The 1,020-nt window shown below is 72.5% G+C and carries 2 protein-coding genes and 1 pseudogene; all 3 read left to right on the top strand.

Annotated elements, in window-relative coordinates; all coding sequences use genetic code 11:
• The coding region (locus AC1DVT_RS20440; protein ID WP_477391253.1) for a DHHA1 domain-containing protein at positions 1-302 on the top strand (302 nt) is incomplete at its 5' end.
• Complete coding sequence (gene ruvX / locus AC1DVT_RS20435) at positions 299-772, top strand: Holliday junction resolvase RuvX (RefSeq protein ID WP_457098662.1); 474 nt, start codon at positions 299-301, stop codon at positions 770-772. The genes AC1DVT_RS20440 and ruvX, both read left to right, overlap by 4 nt.
• Positions 773-774: 2 nt before the next feature.
• Positions 775-1,020: pseudogene (locus AC1DVT_RS20430) on the top strand (hypothetical protein); the annotation flags it as partial.

The raw sequence follows: 1,020 nt of genomic DNA, 5'->3' as shown, positions 1-1,020 counted from the left end.
GGGTGGCCTCGTCCGCCGACGACGTGCGATCACTCGCCCTCCAGGTGCGCGATCGACTCGGCTCCGACGCGGCGATCGTCGCGCTCGGCGCCGATGTCGGCGGCCGGCCTCTCGTCGTGGTCGCGACCAACGAGGCGGCGCGTGCCGCCGGAGCGAAGGCGGGCGTGCTCGCGAAGGCCGCGGCAGTCGCCCTCGGTGGCGGTGGCGGTGGTCGCGACGACGTCGCTCAGGGTGGCGGAACGGATGCCGCGGCCCTGCCGGCGGCATTGACCGCTGTGAAGGACGCCCTCGAGGCCGCGTGACCGGGTTCCGCCGTGGATCGCGACTCGGCATCGATGTGGGCAAGGCCCGCGTCGGGGTGGCTCGCTCCGACCCTGACGGGATGCTGGCCACCCCGGTCGAGACCGTGGCGCGCGATGAGAGGTCCGTCGCGCGGATCGTGGAGCTCTCGGCAGAACACTCCGCCATCGAGCTCATCGTCGGTCTCCCGCTCAGCCTGAGCGGCGGCGACACCCCCTCGACCACCGATGCGCGGGAGTTCGCCGCGGCGCTGGCCGAGGCATCCGGACTCCCCGTCCGGCTCATCGACGAGCGTCTCAGCACGGTCACCGCGCACTCGGCATTGCGGGGTTCGGGGAGATCTCAGCGAAACTCTCGTAGCATTGTGGATCAGGTCGCCGCCGTGATCCTGCTTCAGCAGGCGCTCGATGTCGAGAAGAACAGCGGCCGCCCACCCGGAACACCCGTCCCTCCGGCCCAGGAGCTCGCCTGACCATGCCCGATTCGCCCATCGATGATCCGTTCGCGGATCTGTTCGGCAAGCTGCCCGACCCCCGCACGCGCGGCACGGGAGCGGTCCCGTCGAACTCGACCGACGGCGCTGGCGCAGCGGTGACGCCCGATCAGGCCACCCCGGCGGTCCCGAGCTCGCGTCGCGCGGCCCGCGCGGCCGCGGCAACCGGAGCGACCTCGATGTCGCCCCCTCCCATCTCCGCTCCGATCGATGTGCCCGCTCACGCC

The sequence above is a fragment of the Microbacterium sp. P2_F9 genome, from assembly GCF_056403635.1.
The sequence above is the reverse complement of the archived record's forward strand: the minus strand, read 5'-3'. Positions and strand labels throughout refer to the sequence as shown.